This is a genomic window from Serratia sp. CY52157 (genome assembly GCF_052168495.1).
In the GTDB taxonomy this organism is placed as follows: Bacteria; Pseudomonadota; Gammaproteobacteria; order Enterobacterales; family Enterobacteriaceae; genus Serratia; species Serratia ureilytica.
Window position 1 is genome coordinate 305706 of the sequence record NZ_JBJNMO010000003.1, and the last position, 17895, is coordinate 323600.

Annotated in this window: 19 protein-coding genes; 16 read left to right on the top strand and 3 right to left on the bottom strand. The window is 63.3% G+C overall.

Annotated elements, in window-relative coordinates; all coding sequences use genetic code 11:
* Positions 1-94: 94 nt before the first annotated feature.
* The 5 genes from ACJ8IP_RS15285 to ACJ8IP_RS15305 are packed head-to-tail and all read left to right on the top strand — an operon-like array spanning position 95 to position 4532.
* Positions 95-1588: an APC family permease gene (locus tag ACJ8IP_RS15285; RefSeq protein WP_164106861.1), complete on the top strand. Its 1494-nt coding sequence runs from the start codon at positions 95-97 to the stop codon at positions 1586-1588.
* Positions 1563-2153, top strand: coding sequence for a DUF3156 family protein (locus tag ACJ8IP_RS15290; protein WP_033651372.1), 591 nt, complete (start codon positions 1563-1565; stop codon positions 2151-2153). The genes ACJ8IP_RS15285 and ACJ8IP_RS15290 overlap by 26 nt, the downstream gene beginning before the upstream one ends.
* Entirely contained in the window at positions 2146-2928 is a 783-nt protein-coding gene (locus tag ACJ8IP_RS15295; RefSeq protein ID WP_033641761.1) for an SDR family NAD(P)-dependent oxidoreductase, read from the top strand. The genes ACJ8IP_RS15290 and ACJ8IP_RS15295 overlap by 8 nt, the downstream gene beginning before the upstream one ends.
* Before the next feature lie 10 nt (positions 2929-2938).
* Positions 2939-3736: a MoaF C-terminal domain-containing protein gene (locus ACJ8IP_RS15300; protein ID WP_442524447.1), complete on the top strand. Its 798-nt coding sequence runs from the start codon at positions 2939-2941 to the stop codon at positions 3734-3736.
* Positions 3737-3740: 4 nt separating this feature from the next.
* The gene (locus tag ACJ8IP_RS15305) at positions 3741-4532 is read left to right on the top strand and encodes an SDR family oxidoreductase (RefSeq protein ID WP_164106863.1); all 792 of its coding nucleotides are present in this window, start codon (positions 3741-3743) and stop codon (positions 4530-4532) included.
* A gap of 104 nt (positions 4533-4636) precedes the next feature.
* Here the strand turns inward: ACJ8IP_RS15305 and hpaR are convergent, their stop codons facing one another.
* Positions 4637-5089 (bottom strand): homoprotocatechuate degradation operon regulator HpaR, encoded by a 453-nt coding sequence (gene hpaR, locus ACJ8IP_RS15310; protein ID WP_042783637.1) that lies wholly within the window; start codon positions 5087-5089, stop codon positions 4637-4639.
* A 328-nt stretch (positions 5090-5417) separates the two neighbouring features.
* On the opposite strand from hpaR, the gene ACJ8IP_RS15315 reads away from it, so the two are divergent.
* The 11 genes from ACJ8IP_RS15315 to hpaC all read left to right on the top strand — a co-directional run bounded on the left by ACJ8IP_RS15315 (position 5418) and on the right by hpaC (position 15833).
* Positions 5418-6050 carry a fumarylacetoacetate hydrolase family protein gene (locus tag ACJ8IP_RS15315; protein WP_033651368.1) on the top strand — a complete coding sequence of 211 codons (633 nt, stop codon included), beginning with the start codon at positions 5418-5420 and terminating at the stop codon, positions 6048-6050.
* Positions 6047-6811 (top strand): fumarylacetoacetate hydrolase family protein, encoded by a 765-nt coding sequence (locus ACJ8IP_RS15320; RefSeq protein ID WP_164106864.1) that lies wholly within the window; start codon positions 6047-6049, stop codon positions 6809-6811. The genes ACJ8IP_RS15315 and ACJ8IP_RS15320 overlap by 4 nt, the downstream gene beginning before the upstream one ends.
* Positions 6808-8262, top strand: coding sequence for a 5-carboxymethyl-2-hydroxymuconate semialdehyde dehydrogenase (gene hpaE / locus ACJ8IP_RS15325; protein ID WP_015376536.1), 1455 nt, complete (start codon positions 6808-6810; stop codon positions 8260-8262). The genes ACJ8IP_RS15320 and hpaE overlap by 4 nt, the downstream gene beginning before the upstream one ends.
* Before the next feature lie 50 nt (positions 8263-8312).
* A complete protein-coding gene (gene hpaD, locus ACJ8IP_RS15330) occupies positions 8313-9170 on the top strand; it encodes a 3,4-dihydroxyphenylacetate 2,3-dioxygenase (RefSeq protein WP_015376537.1) in 858 nt (285 codons plus the stop codon).
* Positions 9171-9179: 9 nt separating this feature from the next.
* The gene (locus tag ACJ8IP_RS15335) at positions 9180-9566 is read left to right on the top strand and encodes a 5-carboxymethyl-2-hydroxymuconate Delta-isomerase (RefSeq protein WP_004933172.1); all 387 of its coding nucleotides are present in this window, start codon (positions 9180-9182) and stop codon (positions 9564-9566) included.
* A gap of 14 nt (positions 9567-9580) precedes the next feature.
* The gene (gene hpaH, locus ACJ8IP_RS15340) at positions 9581-10384 is read left to right on the top strand and encodes a 2-oxo-hept-4-ene-1,7-dioate hydratase (RefSeq protein WP_042783642.1); all 804 of its coding nucleotides are present in this window, start codon (positions 9581-9583) and stop codon (positions 10382-10384) included.
* 76 nt (positions 10385-10460) lie between these two features.
* Entirely contained in the window at positions 10461-11255 is a 795-nt protein-coding gene (gene hpaI, locus ACJ8IP_RS15345) for a 4-hydroxy-2-oxoheptanedioate aldolase (protein ID WP_033641769.1), read from the top strand.
* A gap of 3 nt (positions 11256-11258) precedes the next feature.
* Positions 11259-12629, top strand: a complete 1371-nt coding sequence (gene hpaX / locus ACJ8IP_RS15350; RefSeq protein ID WP_021505400.1) for a 4-hydroxyphenylacetate permease — start codon at positions 11259-11261, stop codon at positions 12627-12629.
* A gap of 34 nt (positions 12630-12663) precedes the next feature.
* A complete protein-coding gene (gene hpaA / locus ACJ8IP_RS15355) occupies positions 12664-13560 on the top strand; it encodes a 4-hydroxyphenylacetate catabolism regulatory protein HpaA (RefSeq protein ID WP_004933161.1) in 897 nt (298 codons plus the stop codon).
* A 178-nt stretch (positions 13561-13738) separates the two neighbouring features.
* Positions 13739-15301: a 4-hydroxyphenylacetate 3-monooxygenase, oxygenase component gene (gene hpaB / locus ACJ8IP_RS15360; RefSeq protein ID WP_004933158.1), complete on the top strand. Its 1563-nt coding sequence runs from the start codon at positions 13739-13741 to the stop codon at positions 15299-15301.
* 16 nt (positions 15302-15317) lie between these two features.
* On the top strand, positions 15318-15833 hold the full coding sequence (gene hpaC, locus ACJ8IP_RS15365; protein ID WP_089192550.1) for a 4-hydroxyphenylacetate 3-monooxygenase, reductase component: 516 nt from the start codon (positions 15318-15320) through the stop codon (positions 15831-15833).
* Positions 15834-15866: 33 nt separating this feature from the next.
* On the opposite strand, the gene ampH is transcribed toward hpaC, so the two are convergent.
* Positions 15867-17009: a D-alanyl-D-alanine-carboxypeptidase/endopeptidase AmpH gene (ampH, locus tag ACJ8IP_RS15370; protein WP_033651366.1), complete on the bottom strand. Its 1143-nt coding sequence runs from the start codon at positions 17007-17009 to the stop codon at positions 15867-15869.
* 125 nt (positions 17010-17134) lie between these two features.
* Positions 17135-17893, bottom strand: a complete 759-nt coding sequence (locus ACJ8IP_RS15375) for a FadR/GntR family transcriptional regulator (protein WP_033641770.1) — start codon at positions 17891-17893, stop codon at positions 17135-17137.
* Between the last annotated feature and the right edge of the window lie 2 nt (positions 17894-17895).

Here is a 17895-nt window from a genome sequence, read left to right on the forward strand (position 1 = left end):
TCCTTTCCTCTCTATAGTGAGATGACCGCCGCTGGCGGTGAAAAACCTGCAAGCACCTGCATGCATCAGGCCAAAACTATAAGAGGAAATAACCATGAACCTGTCGTCGCGGTTGCACGCCCACCTGGCTCGAGGCAAGGTCGGCTTTCCCACCACCCTGGCCAGTTCGGTCGGGGTGATCATGGCCAGCCCGGTGATCCTGACCGTCACCAGCGGCTTTGGCATCGGCGGCGACACCTTCGCGCTGGCGATGCTGATCGCTTTCGTCATGATGCAGGCGCAGCTCACCACCTTCTCCGAAGCGGCGGCGCTGCTGCCGACCTCCGGTTCCGTTTACGACTATATTTCCTGCGGCATGGGGCGCTTTTTCGCCATCACCGGCGCGCTGTCGGCCTACCTGATCGTGCATATCTTCGCCGGCACCGCCGAGACCATTCTCTCCGGCATTATGGCGCTGGTGAACTTCGAACACCTCAACACCCTGATGGAAAGCCACAACGCCTCCTGGATGGTCGGCGTCGGGCTGGTTGTCGTGTTCGGCATGCTCAACGCGTTCGGCATCGAGGCCTTCGGCAAGGCGGAGATCGTGCTGACCTTCGCCATGTGGAGCACGCTGGTGATTTTTGGCATCGTCGGGCTGCTGTCGCCGCATGCGGTGCCGCTCGAAGGCTGGTTCGGCAGCACGTTGAACCTGAACGATCCCTTCGCGGTGTTCAGCCTGATCGGCATGGCGATGTTCATGTTCGTCGGCTGCGAACTGGTGACGCCGATGGCGCCGGAGATCAAACGCTGCGATCGGGTGATCCCGCGGGCGATGGCGCTCGGGCTGTGCGGCGTGGCGGTATGCATGGCGCTGTACGGCGCGGCGCTCAGCCACCAGGTGGAAAACGTGGTAATCGACGCCGCCAGCGGCACGCGCCTGCTGGAAACGCCGATGGCCATCCCGGCGTTCGCCGGCCAGGTGATGGGCCAGTTCGGCAAATACTGGCTGGGCGTCGGCCTGCTGCTGGCGGGCGCAGCAACCATTAACACGCTGATGGCGGCGGTGCCGCGCATTCTGTACGGCATGGCGCTGGACGGCGCGCTGCCGCGCATGTTCGCCTATCTGCACCCGCGCTTTAAAACGCCGGTGGTCGGCATTCTGGTGGCGGTGTTAATCCCCTGCGTACACGCCTTCGCCATTCAGGGCAACCTCGACAGGATCATTCCGCTGGTGCTGGCGGCGGTGTGCGCCTGGGGCGTGGCCTACCTGCTGGTGACCTGCTCGGTGGTGCTGCTGCGCCTGCGCCGCCCCGATCTGCCGCGCGCCTATAAATCGCCGTGGTTCCCGCTGCCGCAGATCGTCTCCAGCGTCGGCATCGTGCTGGCCATCGTCTACATCACGCCGCCGGGGATGAACCCGCGCGACGTCTACATTCCCTTCGGCTGGATGATCGGCCTGACCGCCGCCTATGCGCTGTTCTGGACGCTGTGCGTGCAGAAAGTGAATCCGTTCAAGCCGGTGCCGGTCGAGCAGGTGCTGGAGAACGCGTTCGCCAAGGGCGAAAACGAGGAGGCGCAGTTTGATCGGCTTACTTCCCTCACTTAATCGCGCCTGGCGGCGAGCGCCATCGGGCTATCGGCCGGGCGCCGCGCTGGATCGTCTGGCGCGCAACCTGGAACCCTACGCGTGCGAACGCCTGGCGCCGGGCCTGCTGCGGCTGACGCTGCCGCAGGGGCCGCAGATCGAGGTCAGCGAACAGGTGCAGGGGCTGTTTATGGCGCATATCGTCAGCCACCGCTTTCGGTTGCAGGGCACGTGCACAGCGCAGCCTCCGCTGACGCTGGACGTGGTGGCCGGCGGCTGGCTGCGGCGGCGCGGAGTGCGCTATCTGCTGCGCCAGCGCCATGCGGCCGCGCGGCGGCTGTTGGACGGTCTGCTGCGCTACCCGCAGATCGGCGAGACGCTGGCGCAGCTGGATTTTCGCCGCGTGCGGCTGACGGTGAGCGACGGGCGCTGGCAGGCGGATATCGAGCATTTCGCCGCCTCGGAGGTGGTCAGCCGCGTGCCGGCCGGCCGCCGCTATCTGCGGCTGGATGCCGAACAGCGGCGGTTGCTGTTGAGCAGCCTGCTGATGATCGGCCAACTGATGGAGAAGCTGAATCATGAATAGAGTGGTTGTGATTACCGGCGGCGGCACCGGCGTCGGCGCCGCCTGCGCCCGTTTGCTGGCGGCGCAGGGCGATCGGGTGTTCATCATCGGCCGCCGCCCGGAACCGTTGGCGGCGCTGGCGCAAGAGATCGGCGCGCAGGCGCTGGTGGGCGACGCCGCCAGCGGCGAGAGCTGGGCCCACACGCTGCTGCCGGCGATTCTGCGCGACGCCGGGCGCATCGACTGCCTGATCGGCAGCGCCGGCGGCATGGGCTTCAAGCGCATTACCGAGATGAGCGACGCGCAGTGGCAAGGGGCGATGGACAGCAACCTCAACAGCGCTTTCGCCAGCGCGCGCGCCTGCCTGCCGGAACTGATTAAAAGCGGCGGCAACCTGCTGTTCGTCGCGTCGATCGCCTCGCTGGCCGCCGGGCCGGAGGTCTGCGGCTACGTCACCGCCAAGCACGCGCTGATCGGCCTGATGCGTTCCATCGCCCGCGACTATGGCCCGCTGGGCGTGCGCGCCAACGCGGTGTGCCCGGGCTGGGTGACCACGCCGATGGCGGACGAAGAGATGCAGCTGTTGATGGACGCCCATCAGATTTCGCTGGAACAGGCTTACCAGATGGTCTGCCGCGACGTGCCGCTGCGCCGGCCGGCCAGCGCCGAGGAGATCGCCCGCGTCTGCCGTTTCCTCTGCTCCAGCGAAGCTTCAATCATTACCGGCGCGGCGCTGGTGGCCGACGGCGGCTCCACCATTGTCGATGTGCCGACCCTGGCTTTCACTTCCCTGTAAGGAGCATTCCATGAGTTCAGAAGCGGTATTCATTCAGGTTGGCGCGCTGGCGGAAGGCTTTGCGCCGCACAGCAATACGCTGGAACGCCAGCACGGCCTGGCGGGCACCACGCTGACGCTGCGTTTCAGCGACGGCGCGACGCAGCGCTGTCGGTTTACCGATGCGCAGACGCTGGAGTGGGGGGCGCGGCGCGGTATCGCCTATCGCGCCACCAGCATTCGCCCCGGCGTGCTGTTCATCGATTTTCTCGATCTCGCCCGTGCCAACGCCAGCATTACGCTGGTGTGCGACCGCAATCAGGGCAACTTCACTGCGGTATACGGCCAGCTGCCGGACGAAGCGCAGGCGCGGCTCGACGCCTTCAGCCGGGTGGAGCAGGGGCTGCCGCTGACCGCGGTCGAGGCCGAATTCCGCTTCGGCACGCTGGATGACGCCGACGCGGCGCCGCCGGGCTTTACCGATGAGCTGATCGGCATGCGCAACATGTACACCTACAGCCCGACCGAACGGTACGAGCACATCTACCTGAACGACAACTTTTACGCCTGGCAGTGTCTGGACGGAGTGGAGAAGGGGCTGGCGGACGTCGATCGCTGCCACTACGTGAAGGTGGCGGAGCAGCTTTATCTGTTCGTCTGGCGCGAGAAGATCATTCCGACGCTGGGCGTGGTGGTGATCGATCTGCAGGGCATGCGCACCGACGGCAAGATCCTCGGTTATCAGGGCAGCGATTTCAGCGCGCTGAGCAACTTTGCGGTCGGTGCCCACGCACAGGTGCTGAACACCACGCGCCACCCGCGAGGATAGGCCGATGAGCGCAACCTATGCGGCCGACGCCTTCGCCGGGCAGGCGGTGCTGGTGACCGGCGGCGCGCAGGGCATTGGGCTGGCGATCGTCAGTGCCTTTGCCCGGCTGGGCGCCGAGGTGACGATCGCGGACGTGCAGCTGCCGCAGGCGCAGGCGGCGGCGCAAACGCTGCGGGGCGAAGGGTGGAAAGTGCAGGCGCTGGCCTGCGATCTGGCCGAGCCGGGGCAGATTGCCGAGTTGGTGGCGGCGGTGGGCGAGCGGCACCAACGGCTGGACGTGGTGATCCACAACGCCGCCTATTTTCCGCTGACGCCGTTTACCGCCATCGACGCGGCCCTGTTGCAACGCACGCTGAGCGTCAATCTGATGGCGCCGTTCTTTCTGGCGCAGGCGGCGCTGCCGTGGATGCGCCGCGCCGGCGGCGGCAGCCTGCTGGTGACCTCGTCGGTGACCGGCCCGCGGGTGGCGTATCCGGGGCTGGCGCATTACGCCGCCTCCAAGGCCGGGGTAAACGGCTTTATTCGCGCGGCGGCGCTGGAGTTGGCGGCGGAGAACATTCGCGTCAACGGCGTGGAGCCGGGGATGATCCGCACGCCGGCGATGGCCAACCTGGGCGACGCGCAGGTGAATCAGGCGATCGCCGCCGCGGTGCCGCTCGGGCGGCTGGGGGAACCGGAAGACATCGCCGCGGCGATGGTGTTTCTCGCCTCGCCGGCGGCGGCCTACATCACTGGCCAGACGCTGGTGGTGGACGGCGGCGCGCTGTTGCCGGAAACGAATGCTCTGCTTACTTGACGCAGCCACGCACCCCCGTCGCTTACTTGAGTAAGCGACGGGGGATTTACGCTTTGGCCGCCTGGCTGCAACGCCAATTAATGTGAGAATTCCGGTTGGTTAAATCACTTCTTGGCGGGATGCGCGGTGACGTTGGCGGGCAGGCTGTCGCCCAGGGTGATCAGCTCGTCCAGCAACGTCATCAACTGGTCCATTTTTTGCCGCGAAAAGGCGGCTTCAATCTCGGCGTAGCCTTGCTCCACCTGATGGCGCGCCACTTCATACAGCTCCTGACCCTGCTGGGTCAGCGACACGTACAGCTTGCGCTGATCGTTGACCGGTTTGAGGCGGAAGATCAGCTTATCGCGCTCCATGCGCGACAGAATGCCGGTCAGGCTGGGACGCAGGATGCAGGTTTCCGCCGCCAGTTCGTGGAATTCGATCGAACGGCTGTTGGCCAGCACGCGGATGATGCGCCACTGCTGCTCGGTGAGATTGTGGCTTTTCAGGATCGGGCGGAAGAACCCCATGGCGGTTTCACGCGCCTGCAGCAGGGCGATGGTTAACGATTCATGCATAAGTTTGGCCTTAGCTATCAAGGTGTTCGTTGTTACGGCGCTCGTTATGGGGGCGCCTGCCCCGCAAAGCCCGATTTTGTTAATAACTTAATAGTAGCCAAAGTTACCCGTAGGGATAAAGCAAAAATGCGAGGCGCAGCTAAAAATGGCGTGAAAAATGGTTAATGCATTGAATAATCACGCTAATGTTCGTAATTTGTGAATATTTTGTTATCACGATCACAAATCACTCCAAGCGCGTTGCGTAAAAGCTGCACAGCGTATAAAAGTAATCATTAATATATTAATGAATGCCGGTTGTCATGTTTTTGCCATTGGAGGAGTTCGCATGAAAGGCACCGTATTTTCCGTTGCGCTGAACCACCGCAGCCAACTGGACGCCTGGGATCAGGCGTTTCACCAGCCGCCGTATCAAACCCCGCCCAAAACCCCGGTGTGGTTTATCAAACCGCGCAATACCCACCTCGCCAACGGCGGGGCGATCCCGTTTCCGGCCGGTGAAACCGTGCAGAGCGGCGGCACGCTGGCGGTGATCATCGGCGACACCGCGCGCAAGGTGCCGGCGGCGCAGGTGAGCCGTTATCTGGCCGGTTACGCGCTGGCCAACGACGTCAGCCTGCCGGAGAGCAGCTTCTATCGCCCGGCGATCAAGGCCAAATGCCGCGACGGCTTCTGCCCGCTGGGGGAGATGGGGCAGTTGGAGAACGCCGATCGGCTGGAGATCGTCACCGAGATCAACGGCGTGGAGCAGGATCGCTGGTCCACCGCCGATCTGGTGCGCTCGGTACCGGAGCTGATCGCCGCCATCAGCGATTTCATCACCCTGCAGCCGGGCGATGCGGTGCTGATAGGCACCCCGCACCAGCGGGTGGCGATCAAACCGGGGGATGAGGTGACGGTGCGCGCCGCCGGCCTGCCCACGTTGACCAACCGCGTCACCCAGGCAGGAGCCGCATCATGAAACATGCCCGTATTCGCCATCATGGCCAGATCGTCAACGTTCAGGTAGATGACCAGCTGCGCGTCACGCTGCCGAACGGCGAGGTGCTGCAGGAGCGTGAAGTGGAATGGCTGCCGCCGGCGCAGGGCACGGTGTTCGCCCTGGGACTGAACTATGCCGACCACGCCAGCGAGCTGGAATTTAAAGCACCGGAAGAGCCGCTGGTGTTCCTCAAGGCGCCGAACACCCTGATCGGTCACCGTCAGGTGTCGGTGCGTCCGGCCGGCGTGGAGTACATGCATTACGAAGCCGAGCTGGTGGCAGTGATCGGCAAGACCGCGCGCAACGTCAGCCGCGAGCGCGCCATGGAGTATGTGGCGGGTTACACCCTGTGCAACGACTACGCCATCCGCGACTACCTGGAGAACTACTACCGGCCGAATCTGCGGGTGAAGAGCCGCGATACCCTGACGCCGATCGGGCCGTATATCGTCGATCGCGACGACGTCGCCGATCCGCATCGGCTGGCGCTCAGCACCTACGTCAACGGTGAGCTGCGCCAGCGCGGCAGCACCGCCGACATGATTTTCGACATTCCGTTCCTGATCGCCTACCTGAGCGAATTCATGACGCTGCAGCCGGGCGACATGATCGCCACCGGCACGCCGAAAGGGCTGGCCGACGTGCAGCCGGGCGACGAAGTGGTGGTGGAGATCGAAGGTATCGGCCGTTTGGTTAACCACATTATCAGTGAAAAAGATTACGAGGAGAGCCTGCGATGAAAACCATCAACCACTGGATCAACGGTAAGAACGTCGCCAGCAAAGAGTATTTCACCACCACCAACCCGGCGAACGGCGAGGTGCTGGCGGAAGTGGCCTCCGGCGGCCAGCTGGAGATAGACCAGGCGGTGGCCGCAGCGAAAGAGGCGTTCCCCAAGTGGGCGAATACGCCGATGAAAGAGCGCGCGCGCCTGATGCGCCGTTTGGGTGAACTGATCGACCAGAACGTGCCGCAGATCGCCGAAATGGAAACCGCCGACACCGGTCTGCCTATCCATCAGACCAAAAACGTGCTGATCCCGCGCGCCTCGCACAACTTCGAATTTTTCGCCGAGGTGTGCCAGCAGATGAACGGCAAGACCTACCCGGTGGACGACAAGATGCTCAACTACACGCTGGTGCAGCCGGTGGGGGTATGCGCGCTGGTGTCGCCGTGGAACGTGCCGTTCATGACCGCCACCTGGAAAACCGCGCCTTGCCTGGCGCTGGGCAACACGGCGGTGCTGAAAATGTCCGAACTGTCGCCGCTGAGCGCCGATCGCCTGGGCGAGCTGGCGCTGGAAGCCGGCATTCCGGCCGGGGTGCTGAACGTGGTGCAGGGCTACGGCGCCACCGCCGGCGACGCATTGGTGCGCCATAAAGACGTGCGCGCGGTCTCCTTCACCGGCGGCACCGCCACCGGCCGGCGCATCATTGAAAGCGCCGGGCTGAAGAAATTCTCCATGGAGCTCGGCGGCAAGTCGCCGGTGCTGATCTTTGAAGACGCCGACATCGAGCGGGCGCTCGACGCCGCGCTGTTCACCATCTTCTCGATCAACGGCGAACGCTGCACCGCCGGTTCACGCATCTTCATTCAGGAGAGCATCTACCCGGAATTCGTCAAACGTTTCGCCGAGCGCGCCAACCGTCTGCGCGTCGGCGATCCGCAAGATCCCAACACCCAGGTGGGCGCGTTGATCAGCCCGCAGCACTGGGAAAAAGTCTCCGGCTATATCCGCCTCGGGGTGGAGGAAGGGGCGACCCTGTTGGCCGGCGGCCCGGATAAACCGGCCGGCTTGAGCCACGGCAACTTCCTGCGCCCGACGGTGCTGGCGGATGTCGACAACCGGATGCGCGTGGCGCAGGAGGAGATCTTCGGGCCGGTGGCCTGCCTGCTGCCGTTCAAATCAGAAGAAGACGGCCTGCGCATGGCCAACGACGTGGAGTACGGCCTGGCGTCGTACATCTGGACGCAGGATGTGAGCAAGGTTCTGCGCCTGGCCCGCGGTATCGAAGCGGGCATGGTTTTCGTCAACACCCAAAACGTACGCGATCTGCGCCAACCGTTCGGCGGCGTGAAAGCCTCCGGCACCGGCCGCGAAGGCGGGGAATACAGCTTCGAAGTGTTCGCCGAGATGAAGAACGTGTGCATTTCCATGGGTGATCACCCGATCCCACGCTGGGGCGTTTAATCAGGCCCCGGCATCGTTCACGGAATCATTTTTGTTTCATGTGAGGACTTATGGGTAAGTTAGCGTTAGCCGCCAAGATTACACATGTGCCATCGATGTATCTGTCGGAAATCCCTGGGAAAAACTTTGGCTGCCGGCAGGCGGCCATCGACGGCCATAAAGAGATCGGCGCGCGTTGCCGCGAGATGGGCGTCGACACCATCGTGGTGTTCGACACCCACTGGCTGGTGAACAGCGCCTATCACATCAACTGCAGCGCGCATTTCTCCGGCGTGTACACCAGCAACGAGCTGCCGCATTTCATCCGCGACATGACTTACGACTACGACGGCAACCCGGCGCTGGGCCAGCTGATCGCCGATGAGGCCTGCAAGCGGGGCGTACGCGCCAAGGCGCACGACATCCCGAGCCTGAAGCTGGAATACGGCACGCTGGTGCCGATGCGTTACATGAACGCCGACAAGCATTTCAAGGTGGTGTCGATCTCGGCGTTTTGCACCGTGCATGACTTCGCCGACAGCCGCCGGCTGGGCGAGGCGCTCAAAAGCGCCATCGAGAAATACGACGGCACCGTGGCGGTGCTGGCCAGCGGCTCGCTGTCGCACCGCTTTATCGACGATCAGCGCGCCGAAGAGGGCATGAACAGCTACACCCGTCAGTTCGACCAGCAAATGGACGAACGGGTGGTCAAGCTCTGGGAAGAGGGGCGCTTTCGCGAGTTCTGCGAAATGCTGCCGGAGTATGCCGATTATTGCTACGGCGAAGGCAACATGCACGACACCGTGATGCTGCTGGGCCTGCTCGGCTGGGACAAGTACGACGGCAAGGTGGAATTCATCACCCCGCTGTTCGCCAGTTCCGGCACCGGGCAGGTCAACGCCGTGTTCCCTTTGCCCGCTGAAGCCTGAGGTGTGTGAATGCCCCATTTTTACGCTGAATGTACCGACAACATCCGCCGCGAGGCGGATTTGCCTACCCTGTTCGCCAAGGTTAACGAGGCGCTGGCGGCGACCGGCATCTTCCCGCTGGCCGGCGTGCGCAGCCGGGCCATCTGGCTCGATACCTGGCAGATGGCCGACGGCAAGCAGGATTACGCCTTCGTGCACATGACGTTGAAAATCGGCCACGGCCGCAGTCTGGAAAGCCGTCAGCAGGTGGGCGAGATGCTGTTTGCGCTGATCAAGGAACACTTCGCCGCGCTGATGGCGCAGCGTTACCTGGCGCTCTCTTTCACCATGGAAGAGCTGGATCCGGTGCTGAATTACAAACAGAACAATGTCCACGCGCTGTTCAATAAAGCGTGAATAAGGGGTCGTAAATGCTGGATAAAGAGCAGGTTAACCGCGCCGTGCAGCGCCTGCATCAGGCGGAAAAGAGTCGTGAGCAGATCCGCGCGCTGTCGCTCGATCATCCCGAGATCACCATTGAAGACGCCTATGCCATTCAGCGGCAGTGGGTGGAGCTGAAGATCGCCGAGGGGCGCGCGCTCAAAGGCCACAAGATCGGCCTGACCTCGCGCGCCATGCAGGTCAGCTCGCAGATCACCGAGCCGGACTACGGCGCGCTGCTGGACGACATGTTCTTCAACGACGGCAGCGACATTCCGATCGATCGCTTCATCGTGCCGCGGGTGGAGGTGGAGCTGGCGTTCGTGCTGGCCAAGCCGCTGCGCGGGCCGAACTGCACGCTGTTCGACGTCTACAACGCCACCGACTACGTCATTCCGGCGCTGGAGATCATCGACGCGCGCAGCCACAACGTCGATCCCGAGACGCAGCGGCCGCGCAAGGTGTTCGACACCATCTCCGACAACGCCGCCAACGCCGGGGTGGTGATGGGTGGGCGGCCGATCAAGCCGGATGCGCTGGATCTGCGTTGGATCTCTGCGCTGCTGTACCGCAACGGCGTGATTGAAGAGTCCGGCGTGGCGGCGGCGGTGCTCAATCATCCGGCTAACGGCGTGGCCTGGCTGGCCAACAAGCTGGCGCCGTATGAGGTGGAGCTGGAAGCGGGGCAGGTGATCCTCGGCGGTTCTTTCACCCGGCCGGTGCCGGCGCGGCGCGGCGATACTTTCCACGTCGATTACGGCCCGATGGGCTGCATCAGCTGCCGCTTCGTCTAATAAGCAGGCTCGGCGAACCGAGCCGCAATAACCGGGCGGGGGCCACGTGCCGCGCCCGCTTGTCAGGGAGAATGCGATGTTAACCAACCACTTCAAGCGAGCGCTGCAGGAAAAACGCCCGCAGATCGGGCTGTGGCTCGGGCTGTGCAGCAGCTACAGCGCCGAACTGTTGGCCGGCGCCGGTTTCGACTGGCTGCTGATCGACGGCGAACATGCGCCCAACAACGTGCAGACGGTGCTGGGGCAGCTGCAGGCGGTCGCCCCTTACCCGAGTCAGCCGGTGGTGCGGCCGCCGTGGAACGATGCGGTGATCATCAAGCAGTTGCTGGACGTCGGCGCGCAAACCTTATTGATCCCGATGATTCAGAACGCCGAACAGGCGCGCGACGCGGTGCGCGCCACGCGCTATCCGCCGCATGGCGTGCGCGGCGTCGGCAGCGCCCTGGCGCGCGCCTCGCGCTGGAACCGAGTGCCCGATTACCTGCAGCAGGCCGACGAGCAGATGTGCGTGCTGGTGCAGATTGAAACCCGCGAGGCGGTGAAAAACCTGGAGGCGATCCTGCAGGTGGAAGGGGTGGACGGCGTGTTTATCGGCCCGGCGGATCTCAGCGCCGACATGGGCTTCGCCGGTAATCCGCAGCATCCGGAGGTGCAGCGCACCATCGATGACGCCATTGCGCGCATCCGCGCTGCCGGCAAGGCGCCGGGCATTTTGATGGCCAACAAGGCGCTGGCGCAGCGCTATCTGGAAGCCGGCGCGCTGTTCGTCGCGGTAGGAGTGGATACCACCCTGCTGGCGCGGGCGGCGGAAGCCCTGGCGAACGAGTTCAAACAGGGCGGGGCGCAAGCGCCTTCATCGGGAGTCTACTGAACCATGAACCACGTCGATTCGCTGCCGCCGGCCAACCCGGCGCAGCAACATAAAGCGTTAACCGCCGCCGAGCAATCGGTGATTAAAAAGTTGTTTCGGCGCCTGATTATTTTCCTGTTCGTGTTGTTTGTTTTCTCTTTCCTCGACCGCATCAACATCGGCTTCGCCGGGCTGACGATGGGCAAGGATCTCGGCCTCAGCTCGACCATGTTCGGGCTGGCGGCGACGCTGTTCTATGCCACCTACGTGATCTTCGGCATTCCGAGCAACATGATGCTGAGCCGGGTCGGCGCGCGGCGCTGGATCGCCACCATCATGGTGCTGTGGGGCATCGCTTCCACCTGCACGATGTTCGCCACCGGGCCGACCAGCCTGTATGTGCTGCGCATGATCGTCGGCATCACCGAGGCCGGCTTCCTGCCGGGCATTCTGGTGTACCTCACCTACTGGTTCCCGGCGTTTTACCGCGCCCGGGCCAACGCCTTGTTCATGATCGCCATGCCGGTGACCATGGCGATCGGTTCGCTGGTCTCCGGCTATATTCTGGCGCTGGACGGGGTGATGAACCTGAAGGGCTGGCAGTGGCTGTTCCTGCTGGAAGGGATCCCGTCGGTGCTGTTGGGCGTGGTGGTGTGGTTCTACCTCGACGACACCCCGGCCAAGGCCAAGTGGCTGACCGACGAGGAAAAAGCCAGCCTGAAGGCGATGATGGAGGCCGACAAGCTGCAGCTGGTGCAACCCAACGGGCCGAGCAGCCACCGCGCGCTGCAGCAGCGCAGCCTGTGGCGCGAGATCTTCACGCCGATCGTGTTGATGTACACGCTGGCCTATTTCTGTCTGACCAACACCCTGAGCGCGATCAACATCTGGACGCCGCAGATCCTGCAGAGCTTCAACCAGGGCAGCAGCAACGTGACGATCGGCATTCTGGCGGCGATCCCGCAGATCTGCACCATCGCCGGCATGGTGTGGTGGAGCAAACGATCCGACAGGCTGCAGGAGCGTAAGCATCACACCGCGCTGCCGTATCTGTTCGCCGCCGCCGGCTGGCTATTGGCTTCCGCCACCGATCACAGCCTGATCCAACTGCTGGGGATCGTGATGGCGTCGGTCGGTTCCTTTACCGCCATGGCGATCTTCTGGACCACGCCGGATCAGTCGATCAGCCTGGAAGCGCGGGCGGTGGGGATCGCCGTGATCAACGCCACCGGCAATATCGGATCGGCGCTCAGCCCGCTGTTGATCGGCTGGTTCAAGGACATGACCGGCAGCTTCAACTCCGGGCTGTATTTCGTCTCGGCGCTGTTGATCGTCGGCGCCGTGCTGGTGTGGCGCATCCCGATGAAGGATTCGCGCCCGAGAGCGACACCTTGATACGCAGATAGGCAGGATTGCAGGAGGTAATGAGGTGCGGAAAAGTACCGGTTTTATCGCCAACATCGATATTTGCAAAGAGTATGACGCGCGCTACGCCGCCGACGAGGTGCACTACGAAACCTTCGCCGGGCTGGCGGCGTTCTTCGGCCGCGACATGCAGGTGCACTGGCACGACTGCTTCTTCCAGGTGCATTTTCTGGAGACCGGCAAGATAGAGCTGCAGCTCGACGATCAGCACTATTCGGTGCAGGCGCCGCTGTTCATCCTCACGCCGCCGTCGGTGCCGCATGCGTTCTTCACCGAACCGGACAGCGACGGCCACGTGCTGACGGTGCGTCAGGAGCTGATTTGGCCGCTGCTGGAGCGCCTGTATCCCGGCAGCAATCTGGCGCTGGACATGCCGGGCATCTGCCTGTCGCTGGCCGATGCGCCGCAGGAGCTGACTGCGCTCAGCCATTATTGGGCGCTGATCCGCCGCGAGTTCGCGCAGAACCTGGCCGGGCGCGAACAGACGCTGGCGCTGTTGGCGCAGGCGGTGTTCACGCTGCTGCTGCGCAACACCGCGCTGGAAGACAGCGCCAACAGCGGCGTGCGCGGCGAACTGCAGCTGTTTCAACGCTTCAACAAGATGGTGGACGAGCGTTTCCGTGAGCATCTGCCGGTGCCGGAGTATGCGCAGGCGTTGGGCGTGACCGAATCGCGGCTCAACGACCTGTGTCGGCGCTTCGCCAACCGGCCGCCCAAGCGGCTGATCTTCGATCGATTGCTGCGCGAGGCCAAGCGCATGCTGCTGTTCAGCGCCTGCACGGTGCATGAAACCGCCTACAGCCTCGGCTTCAAGGATCCGGCCTATTTCGCCCGTTTTTTCAATCGGCTGGAAGGCTGTTCCCCTTCAACCTACCGCGCGGCGCAACACGCCCTTTCGTAACCGCGATCACAGTTTGCCGCGAAAGCGGCAAACTGACCTGAAAAGTACCGGCGATTGCCGCAAAAGTCTCTTCTCGAAACCGGCTTTGGCAGCTTCAATTAAGCAACCAAAAGAAAACATTATTTTAACAAATGGCCGACTCCACGGCCTGAAAAATGCCGATTACGAGGAAGACCCGATGAAACCAGAAGACTTTCGTGCCGACAGCAAGCGTCCGTTCACCGGCGCCGAGTACCTGAAAAGTTTGCAGGACAGCCGCGAAATCTACATTTACGGCGAACGCGTAAAAGACGTCACCACCCACCCGGCGTTCCGCAATGCGGCGGCCTCGGTCGGCCAGCTGTACGACGCGCTGCACGATCCGGCCAGCCAGGATCGCCTGTGCTGGAATACCGACACCGGTAACGGCGGTTACACCCACAAGTTCTTCCGCTATGCCCGCAGCCCGGAAGAGATGCGCCAGCAGCGTGACGCCATCGCCGACTGGTCGCGCCAAAGCTACGGTTGGATGGGGCGCACGCCGGATTATAAGGCGGCCTTCGGCTGCGCGCTGGGCGCTTATCCGGAGTTCTACGGCCAGTTCGCCGACAACGCGCGCCACTGGTACAAACGCATTCAGGAAACTGGGCTCTATTTCAACCACGCTATCGTCAACCCGCCGATCGATCGTCATAAGCCGGTCAACGAGGTGAAGGACGTTTACATTCAGGTGGAGAAAGAAACCGACGCCGGCATCATCGTCAGCGGCGCCAAAGTGGTGGCTACCAACTCGGCGTTGACCCACTACAACTTCATCGGCTTCGGTTCGGCGCAGGTGATGGGCGATAATCCGGACTTTGCGCTGATGTTCGTGGCGCCGATGGATGCCGAAGGGGTGAAGCTGATTTCGCGCGCCTCCTACGAGCTGGTGGCCGGCGCGACCGGTTCGCCGTTCGACTACCCGCTGACCAGCCGCTTCGACGAGAACGACGCAATCCTGATCATGGATCATGTGCTGATCCCGTGGGAAAACGTGCTGATCTACCGCGATTTCGACCGCTGTCGGCGCTGGAGCACCCAGGGCGGTTTCGCCCGGCTGTTCCCGCTGCAGGCCTGCGTGCGCCTGGCGGTGAAGATGGACTTCATCACCGCGCTGCTGCAAAAGAGCCTCTCGTGCACCGGCGTGCTGGAGTTCCGCGGCGTGCAGGCCGATCTGGGCGAAGTGGTGGCCTGGCGCAACCTGTTCTGGTCGCTGAGCGACGCGATGTGCGCCGAAGCCACGCAATGGGAAAACGGCGCCTACCTGCCGGATTCCGCCGCGCTGCAAACCTACCGCGTGATGGCGCCGATGGCCTACACCAAGGTGAAACACATCATCGAGAAGAACGTCACCAGCGGCCTGATCTACCTGCCGTCCAGCGTGCGCGACATGAACAACCCGGAGATCGACAAGTACCTGGCGCGCTACGTGCGCGGATCGGACGGCATGGATCACGTTGAGCGTATCAAGATCCTCAAACTGATGTGGGATGCGATCGGCAGCGAGTTCGGCGGGCGCCACGAGCTGTATGAGATCAACTACGCCGGCAGCCAGGATGAGATCCGCCTGCAGTGCCTGCGCCACGCGCAGGGATCCGGCAACATGGATCGCATGATGCAGATGGTCGACAAGTGCCTGGCCGATTACGATCAGCACGGCTGGAAGGTGCCGCACCTGCGTAACAATGACGATATTAATCAGTTGGATAATCTGCTGAAGTAATTCAGGAGGAGGTTGTATGTCTCAGGAAAATGAACAGCGCCTGCGCTTTCGCGACGCCATGGCCAGCCTGTCGGCGGCGGTGAATATCGTCACCACCGACGGCCCGGCGGGGCGCTGCGGCATCACCGCCACGGCGGTGTGTTCGGTGACCGATACGCCGCCGACGCTGCTGGTGTGCATCAACCGCAACAGCGCGATGAACCCGGTGTTTCAGGAAAACCGCAGGCTGTGCGTCAACGTGCTTAACCACGAGCAGGAGCTGATGGCGCGCCACTTCGCCGGCATGACCGGCGTCAGCATGGAAGATCGTTTCCGGCTGGAAGAGTGGCAGCTCGGCGCGCTGGGGCAGCCGGTGCTGCGCAATACCCTGGCCAGCCTGGAAGGGGAGATCGAGCAGATCCAGAGCATCGGCACCCACCAGATGTACCTGGTGCAGATCAAGCAGATCGCGCTGAGCGAAGCGGGCAACGGCCTGATCTACTTCAAGCGCAACTTCCATACGGTGATTCATCAGATGGCGGTGCCGGCCTGACGCCTGGGGGCGCAGCCAGCTGCGCCCCCCATCTCAACTCTTGTTGGCCGCCAGATCGCTCACCAGTCGGTTGACCGGATCGCTCATGTTGGTGAACTTGCTCAGCTCCGAACGGGTCACCACCACGAACACCCCGACGTTTTTCGCCGGGATCATCGCCATGTAGGTGATGAATCCGCCGCCGCCGCCGGTCTTCTGAATGATGCCCGGCAGCCCGTCCTTCGGCGCCATATACACCCAGCCCAATCCCAATGCATCCGCTTGCCCCGGCACGTCCATGCCCTTCAGCGACACCAGATCGTGGCGCTGGAAGTACATGGTTTGCTCGCTGGCGGCGGTGGCTTTGCGCGGGCCGCTGGCGCTGGAGGAGAGGAACTGCTGCATCCAGCGCTGCATGTCGCGCGGGGTGGAGTAGACGCCGCCGCTGCCGGCCGCGGCGGTGGTGTCGCGACAGGCGCTTGGGCCGGCCGCCGCCACCATCAGGCGCGAGCATTGTTCAGGGCTCGGCGTCAGCGTGGTGTCGACCATGCCGAGCGGTGCGGTGATTTTCTCTTTCAGCAGCGCGTTGTATGGCTTGCCCGCGGCGCGCGACAGCGCGTCGGCCAGCAGATCATACGCCAGGTTGGAATACGCGGCGTGCACGCCCGGCGGCGTCGTGATGTTGGCATGCGCCAGCCACTGCCAGCGCTGGGCCTTGGTCGGCCAGGTGAACACCGGCGTTTTCGGCGGCTTCTTGCCCGGCTGCTCGCGCGGCAGCGCGCTGGTGTGGGTCGCCAGGTTCAATAAGGTGATCGGCTGGCCGGCGTTGTAAGCCGGCACATAGGCGCCCTTGGGGGCATATTTGCGCAGCGGGTCGGTCAGCTTGACCTGGCCTTCCGCCGCCATCTTCACCATCACTTCGCTGGTCATCAGCTTGGTGATCGAGGCGATGCGGATCAGCGAATCCGGGCGCGGGCGCAGGTTGTTGCCGGGCTTGGTGTCGCCAAAGCTGCGGTTAACCACTTGATTGCCGTCGATCACCACCAGCGCCATGCCGGTGGCGCCGCTGTTGTAGAAAATATGTTCGGCATACTGGTCGACGATTTGCGAAGCCAGCTGCGGGGGCGCGGCCTGCACGGCCAGCGGCGCGGCGCACAGGCCCAGCGCCAGCAATAAAGCGGAGACAGAGTTCTTCAACGGTCGTTATCCATTTAACAATGCAGCGGGAAAGGGCGTTATTCGTCGCCCAGTGTAATGCCCCCAGGCCCCTGCTGCATGTAGAAAAAAGAGCGGTGGCGATAAAAATTTTTAACCGCCGCGGCCTATTGCGCGCGGGCGAAAATGGCGATCACTTCGTCCAGGTGCGCCTTCATCGCCTTGCGGGCGCCGCGCACATCGCGCGCTTCAATTGCCGCCAGGATCGCCCGGTGTTCCAGCTCGGAACGGTGCGGCATGTCGTCCGGCGTATAGTGGCGCTGCAGCACGCGGAACATGCTGCCGTAACGGTGGCCGAGCAGGTGCCCGATGATGAACGCATAGGCCGGGTTGCCGCTGGCCTGGGCGATGCGGATGTGGAACAGCCGATCGCCGGGGTGGGTGGCGGAGCCGGCCCGGTTATCGCGGCAGTTCTGCTCATAGGCGGCGCGGATGCCCGCCAGCTCTTCGTCGGTGGCGTGGCGCGCGGCCAGCGCGGCGGTCTCCGGTTCGATCAACAGGCGGGTTTGCAGCAGTGAAAACGGCGGCAGCTCGGCGTTGAAATCCAGCTCGATATTCAGTTCGTCGTCGATTTCCGCCCACTGGTTGCGGCCGGCCTGGGCCATGACCGGTTCTTGCGACGCCGGCGGCGGCGTTTGCGAACGCACGATCACCCCGTTGCCCACCTTGACGTCCACCAGGCCAATCACTTCCAACGCGATCAGCGCCTCGCGCACCGACGCGCGGCTGACCTGCAACTGCTGGGCAAGATCGCGCTCCGAGGGCAGGCGGCTGCCCGGCGGAAATTCGTTGTTCTCGATAAGACGTTTGAGCTGGTCGGCTATCTGTCTGTAAATCCTTGGGTTTTCCAGTCGGGTAATCGGCATTT

What these genes read in the sequence shown, in the direction of transcription:
- hpaX (WP_021505400.1), top strand. Translation starts at nt 11,259, where the DNA reads ATGAACCACGTCGATTCGCTGCCGCCGGCCAACCCGGCGCAGCAACAT.
- ACJ8IP_RS15315 (WP_033651368.1), top strand. Translation starts at nt 5,418, where the DNA reads ATGAAAGGCACCGTATTTTCCGTTGCGCTGAACCACCGCAGCCAACTG.
- hpaE (WP_015376536.1), top strand. Translation starts at nt 6,808, where the DNA reads ATGAAAACCATCAACCACTGGATCAACGGTAAGAACGTCGCCAGCAAA.
- hpaD (WP_015376537.1), top strand. Translation starts at nt 8,313, where the DNA reads ATGGGTAAGTTAGCGTTAGCCGCCAAGATTACACATGTGCCATCGATG.
- ACJ8IP_RS15320 (WP_164106864.1), top strand. Translation starts at nt 6,047, where the DNA reads ATGAAACATGCCCGTATTCGCCATCATGGCCAGATCGTCAACGTTCAG.
- ACJ8IP_RS15305 (WP_164106863.1), top strand. Translation starts at nt 3,741, where the DNA reads ATGAGCGCAACCTATGCGGCCGACGCCTTCGCCGGGCAGGCGGTGCTG.
- hpaR (WP_042783637.1), bottom strand. Translation starts at nt 5,089, where the DNA reads ATGCATGAATCGTTAACCATCGCCCTGCTGCAGGCGCGTGAAACCGCC.
- ACJ8IP_RS15335 (WP_004933172.1), top strand. Translation starts at nt 9,180, where the DNA reads ATGCCCCATTTTTACGCTGAATGTACCGACAACATCCGCCGCGAGGCG.
- ACJ8IP_RS15285 (WP_164106861.1), top strand. Translation starts at nt 95, where the DNA reads ATGAACCTGTCGTCGCGGTTGCACGCCCACCTGGCTCGAGGCAAGGTC.
- hpaB (WP_004933158.1), top strand. Translation starts at nt 13,739, where the DNA reads ATGAAACCAGAAGACTTTCGTGCCGACAGCAAGCGTCCGTTCACCGGC.
- ACJ8IP_RS15295 (WP_033641761.1), top strand. Translation starts at nt 2,146, where the DNA reads ATGAATAGAGTGGTTGTGATTACCGGCGGCGGCACCGGCGTCGGCGCC.
- hpaI (WP_033641769.1), top strand. Translation starts at nt 10,461, where the DNA reads ATGTTAACCAACCACTTCAAGCGAGCGCTGCAGGAAAAACGCCCGCAG.
- ACJ8IP_RS15375 (WP_033641770.1), bottom strand. Translation starts at nt 17,893, where the DNA reads ATGCCGATTACCCGACTGGAAAACCCAAGGATTTACAGACAGATAGCC.
- hpaC (WP_089192550.1), top strand. Translation starts at nt 15,318, where the DNA reads ATGTCTCAGGAAAATGAACAGCGCCTGCGCTTTCGCGACGCCATGGCC.
- ACJ8IP_RS15300 (WP_442524447.1), top strand. Translation starts at nt 2,939, where the DNA reads ATGAGTTCAGAAGCGGTATTCATTCAGGTTGGCGCGCTGGCGGAAGGC.
- hpaH (WP_042783642.1), top strand. Translation starts at nt 9,581, where the DNA reads ATGCTGGATAAAGAGCAGGTTAACCGCGCCGTGCAGCGCCTGCATCAG.